Raw genomic sequence first — 6000 nt, forward strand, 5'->3', positions numbered from 1 at the left:
TAATCTGTAAATAATCAATTAGTAATCGGTCAGGAATCGATAAGTTATCGATAAATAACCAATCAATAACCAATCAATAATCAATCAATAATAAATCAATATCAATCAATATCAATCAGTATCAATAATCAATCAATATCTATCAGTAAGTTAGCACAAATAAATCAATAATCAGCAAACAAGCCCAGGTATCCAAAACAGAAGAGAATCTTCTGGAGGCACTTGAATTCTGTACTTACCCTGGCGACTGATAGCTGAAGATCCGAATTATCAGGAATAATGACTGCTTATTACCATGATTCCTGACATTTATTTTTTTCCATAGAGCCATGCATTTTATATAAACATTGAGAAAAAGGATCGATATTTAGTGAAATTAGCCCTGGTCCCTGAAAAGAAAATACTCTAACAGGCCTATTGTAAAAATTCTTTCTCGTTAATTCATAGACATAAGATATAACTCACAGAACTTACGGGTATTAATTCACAGGAAGTATGATTTTTCTGCCAGGTTGAAAGTAATTCTGAATTCCGTCCCCTGCTCACGTTTAATCTCGATTTTTCCATCAAGCTGGTCAACAAGGGTGCTCACCAACTGCAAACCGAGTGAATCAAGGCGCTCAAATTCTATGTTTTCGGGAATTCCTTTCCCATTATCTGAAATTGTCAGGCTGAAAAGGGATTCCTGTATTTCATCATTCTTTTCTTCCCTGCAGAGCCTGATTTGAATATTCCCTTTTCCATTTTCAGTAAATGCATGTTTGAGGGAATTGGAGACGAGTTCATTAACAATAATTCCTAGCGGGACGGCAATATCCATATCAAAGAATGCATTCTCTTCCAGATCCATTAATAGGCTGAGATTTCTACTTTTAAGGCTGTAAGTCTGGAAAAGGTTTTCAGCTAATTTTTGAAGATATGCCGAAAAGTCTAGTGTATCGGTTCCTTGACCCCTATAAAGTTCTTCATGGATAAGGGACATTGAAAATACCCGATCCTGACTTTCTCTGAAAGCTTCGAGTACCTCATTATCCACGAACTTTTCAGCCTGCAGGTCCAGTAAGGAAGAAATTACCTGAAGATTATTCTTTATTCGGTGGTGAATTTCTTTTTTTCTGGCGTCCTCGATCTTTACCAGAGTTTCTTCTGCTTTCTTGCGCTCAGTAATATCTCTGGAAATAGCCGAGATAGCCACAAGCTCGCCAGATAAATTAAAAATCGGAGATAGGGTTACTGAAAGATTTATTAATGTGCCGTCTTTTTTTAGCCGTAAAGTTTCATAGTATTTGACTTTTTCGTCATTTTTAATCTTCTCAGTTAACTGTTTTATTTCCCCTTTTAAATTCGCGGGCTCAAGTACTGAAATATTTTTTCCCAGAATTTCTTCAGCCGAATAACCATAAACCTGCTCTGCACCCTTATTCCAGCTGGTAATAATACCATCAAGAGACTTGGTTAAAATAGCATCGTTTGATGATTCTACAGCATTCGCCAGTATCTGAATTTTCTCTTCTGTTTTTTTGCGCTCAGTAATATCCTGAACTATTCCCTTCGCTCGAATAGGGATATTTTCCTCATCAGAAATAACTTCGCATATTATATGGACTGTGCGGACTTCTCCATTAGCCAGAACAATCCTGTGATCTATGTCAAGGGGACTTCCGTTAATAGCTTCTGTATAGGCATCATCGACATAGTCTCGATCGTCGGGGTGTACATGATCTAAGTATTCATTGTAAGATAGTGCTAATTTTTTCGGATCGCATCCAAAAATACGATACAGTTCATCAGACCAGTTAACCTCACAAGTTATAAAATTACAATCCCAGTTTCCGATATGAGCCATTTTTTGGGCTTCAGCAAGACCTTTTTCACTCTCTTCCAGCGAGGTATAAGCCTTCTCAAGCTCTGCTGTACGTTCCTTAACCAGCTCTTCTAGATTATCAAGGGTTTCTTTTAACCTGGATTCCGCTTCTTTTTTATCTTTGATATCACGAGAAATCGCAAGAATAGAGGCCACCTTACCATTAACGAATTCCGGTACTACCCGCGTATTAAAATAGTACTCTTTTCCTTGAGGCGATATATACTGGAATTCCATTGTTTCGGGTTTTCCTGCAGCAAAAACTTTCTGATGGCATTCTTCCCAGAACTTTACCAGTTCAGGTTCCCTTCCCAGTTCACTGTGAGTTTTTCCAATTATTTCCTCTTGAGAGAGACTGTAGACCTTTGCAGCTGCTGGATTAGCATACATGTAACGATTTTGGATATTAAAGCGGGTAATTGCATCAGGAGAGTTTTCAGCCAGGGTACGGAATCGTTTTTCACTCTCCTTCAATTCATTTTCAGCTTGCTTGCGCTCGGTGATGTCGCGGACGATACCTCCGCTGAATAGAGGCTTCCTATTTTGATCTTTAGTAACCGTGAAGTGGTCGGCAAACCAGCGGTACTGGCCGTCCTTGCACCTGAATCTGTATTCAAGAGTCCCGAAACCCGAGTTAAAAGCCTGGGCCAGCTTCTCAGTAACCAGAGAACGGTCATCGGGGTGGATATGGTCAAGAGCCTCACTGACACTCATTACACCTATCTCCCGGGCAGAGAAGCCTATTAGCTGTTTTATCACAGGGCTCATGTAATCATAACTGTCAGTCTGAAGGTTTCGCCGGTATGCCGCATCCAGCGAGTTCTCAATAACCCATCTGAACCTCTCCTCGCTCTCTCGCAGCGCTTCCAGCAGAGAATCCCGTTCTAACAGCGACTTGGTCAGCTTGAAATTGCTGTAGCTTAGTTGAGAAAGAACATTGGCAAGTTTCGTAAAGAAGGCCATGCTTGTGTCCACAGCCTCTCTGCTCAGCCGTGGAACTTTTTCAAGCGCGTCTATATATTGCTCCTCATTGAAGCCATATTTTCTGGCCTGGGCTCGGAAGAGCTCATAGTCCAGAGGTTCATCCTCAAAAAAGAACTGCCCTGAGAAGATGCTGCCGACTCGTTGGCCTCCCACCATAATGGGGGTCGCTATGTCCCACATATTATTCTTGCACCTGTAGAGCTTAAATTCTCCAGGAAGAATGCCCTTAGATAGCTCAGTATCGCTTTCTACGCAGTACTTGCAGGTCTCAGGATGAAACCTGTGGAATCGCGTGCATATATCCTGCCAGCCGACGGCTACCAGAACATTGCCTTTGAGATCAATTAAGGCCATGGTAATGTGAGCAAATTTATGGAAATCTTCCATAAGTGAATGGACCGCCTGGATATTAATGATCTCAGCAAGCTCCAGGTTAACTGTATCAAGGGAAGGCGATATAAGATTCTCTAATTTCAGCCTGGTGCGCCGCTCGCTCTGGCACAGTTCCTCCTCAGCCTTCTGACGCTCGATGATGTCTGCAGCCTGCCTGGCCAGAATATCGATAAGCCTTAGCTCGCGCTCATCCGGAGTGTGAACCTGGCTGAAGTGAGTGGAGATAATACCAAGCAGTTTGCCCGACCGGCTAAACAGAGGCGTGGATTGAACGGCCTTTACCCCTTCGTCCAGCAGTATATCAAGGGCCTCACTTCCGGAGAAGATCGGGCTGTGAGTAATATCTTCAACGACCACACGTTCCATTTTTTCCATCGCAGCTCCGCAAGTCGCCGCTTCCCCCGCACCCACAAACTCGAAAAATTTTAAAAAAGGAAGGCTAAAACCTCTCTGGGCTTCGATCTTCAATTTTCCTGTTGACAGATCAAGAATCTGTATATTCCCTTTGTCCGCTCTGGTAATTGCAATTGCAGCTTCAACCATTTCCTGAAAAATTGAAAATGAATCGCTGCCTTCGATATACCGCGTGCTCAGTTTATGAAGAATGCTTGTGTCTCGAACCTCTACTTCGAGTTTATCCTTAAGTTCAATCAGTTCGTGCTTCAAGCGCTTGCATCCGAAAATTTCGGCGCGCAACTCTTTATTGGTTTTATCCAGTTTGTCGGCACTCAGGCGATCCGAGACAGTCATAATTTTCCAACCGGTCTTAAATAGGTATCAGTACTTTCATCAAATTTTCCATCAAAGATCATTTATCTGAAGAATTGACATAAGTACGACCCCAGGCAAATCTCCAATAAATCGAGATCAGAGTTTCTCAGTTACTCCTTCATTCAGCCTTTCCCAATTACGAAGATGATTTTAAAAACTTACATTAAATTGCTTGCAGGTAATCGTTTTGACGCCATAGAACTCTTCTGAAGTTCCTGCCGTGTTAAGCAGAGTAAGTCCCAAGATCACGTTTTCAGAAAAACAGAGGATCAATCTGCCTGACAATTACAATATTATATTAGCATTTAAATAAATTATATATTAATCTTTCTAAATTCTCTATTATCTGTTATTATTATCTGTTATCTTACTGATCTTCAGATTCTCTCTAAACTATTCAAAGATTTATATCAACAATAAATCATCAATTTCATAAAAACATTTGGATACTACTGAAAGAACTTAATATTAAAAGGATTTTGAGAGAAAAATTAGAAAAAATTGAATATAATATCGTTTTTGGAGAAAGCCTTAGAATTCGGAACGAGAATGTATTTATTTTGTGTGAAAGACCTGAATATATGCAAACCTTAGACTGAAAAGTTGTTTTGCAACCGGGTTGCTCTTATATTACCGCCTGTTGATACCGATTGTCGATTCGTACTTAAAGGCAATCCACACTTAAAGGCGATCCTTACTAAAAGCAATTTATACTTAAAGCTGAATTTACTGGCTGCTTTCCAGTCAGCTCATAATGAGCTCTCAGAATTTTTATATCTCCTGCCGGAGGGCCTGGTTCGAGCCCTTGTATGTTGCAGCTTCCGAATATTCTTGAGCAGTCCTAGCCTTGTCCCGTCAAGCAAATACACTTCGGAAGCCTCAAGTTCAATCCCGCCTGAAGAAAAAATCGGGCCCAGGAGATCCTCCTGAGTGGATTCGTTAAAAGGCACGCCTCCACATAGTTCATTGAAAGCCGGCATTACGAAGAGTTCAGGATCTGCCCACTGTGCAGGATTCTCAAAATCAAGATTTCCGAAACGGCCCTTGAGGATTTCCGCATTGAATTTTGTCCTGATCCAGGCAGGTTCAACTATGGAGTAGCCGAAAGCATCCGTAAAACGAACCGCAGGATGGTTGTGGGCAACAATTATATGAGAGGCAGCCAGCAGTTCAGGCGCAGGCCAGGTATGCCCGTGAAAATACCCTACCCCATCGAGAACCGCACCGCGTGCTGAATGAACCCTGATATTCTTTTGCCTGTTGAAAAGAAATTCGATTCCCCCATCATGGTTTCCAGGAAGAATATCCACGTGTGTATATTCCGCAAGTGTTTCAAGAAAATGAGGAATTTCGTCTTTCTCCTGCCAGGACACCTGAGGGACATTATGCTTTATATCCCCTAGAAGTACTGCTCTGTCAGGGGAGTTTGCCTGGATATAGCCCAGAATCCTTTCCAGCCGTGTTTCCATCTGGCTGGGCAAATTGATCCCGCTCCTGTACAGATCCCACTCGATCCCGAGGTGGATATCGGCAACTACCAGTGAGGTTTCGGTATTGGTAACAATTAGAGCAGGCTCTTCAATAATAGGTATGATTTCGGGTGGCATAATCGATGAAAAGTTGTTTTTCAGAACTTAAAATTGCATATCAAAAGATAGCCTGAAACAGGCTCAATCTTAACGCGTATAGATATATACTTTACGCCATATAAATAAAATAGAGGATATAAAAAGGAAAATAGTAGAAAAGGTTGAATCTGGCTGAATGGACTTAAAGCATACAGACGGCTTCAATATTCCTGCTTTTACCATGCTTCAATATTCCTGCTTTTACCATAAAACTCCAGACCATAAAGAAGAATCTCTTAACTAAAAGTAACTATTCAGGGTATAGTTAGCGGCGCTCCTTTGAGCGCCGCAAGAATACCCTCTATAACAGGCAAACTATTCTTTCTGATTGTAGAAATGTATGCTCTAATTCTGCAGAAA

2 protein-coding genes are annotated in these 6000 nt (G+C 41.4%); both read right to left on the bottom strand.

Annotated elements, in window-relative coordinates; genetic code table 11:
• Positions 1 to 484 precede the first annotated feature (484 nt).
• Complete coding sequence (locus tag ACPK8D_RS12100; RefSeq protein WP_424718108.1) at positions 485 to 3991, bottom strand: PAS domain S-box protein; 3507 nt, start codon at positions 3989 to 3991, stop codon at positions 485 to 487.
• A 770-nt stretch (positions 3992 to 4761) separates the two neighbouring features.
• Positions 4762 to 5619 carry a metallophosphoesterase gene (locus ACPK8D_RS12105; protein WP_424718109.1) on the bottom strand — a complete coding sequence of 286 codons (858 nt, stop codon included), beginning with the start codon at positions 5617 to 5619 and terminating at the stop codon, positions 4762 to 4764.
• Positions 5620 to 6000 lie beyond the last annotated feature (381 nt).

Source organism: Methanosarcina sp. (assembly GCF_049706645.1).
In the GTDB taxonomy this organism is placed as follows: Archaea; Halobacteriota; Methanosarcinia; order Methanosarcinales; family Methanosarcinaceae; genus Methanosarcina.

Coding starts and splice junctions, on each gene's coding strand:
- ACPK8D_RS12100 (WP_424718108.1), bottom strand. CDS start 3,991: ATGACTGTCTCGGATCGCCTGAGTGCCGACAAACTGGATAAAACCAAT.
- ACPK8D_RS12105 (WP_424718109.1), bottom strand. CDS start 5,619: ATGCCACCCGAAATCATACCTATTATTGAAGAGCCTGCTCTAATTGTT.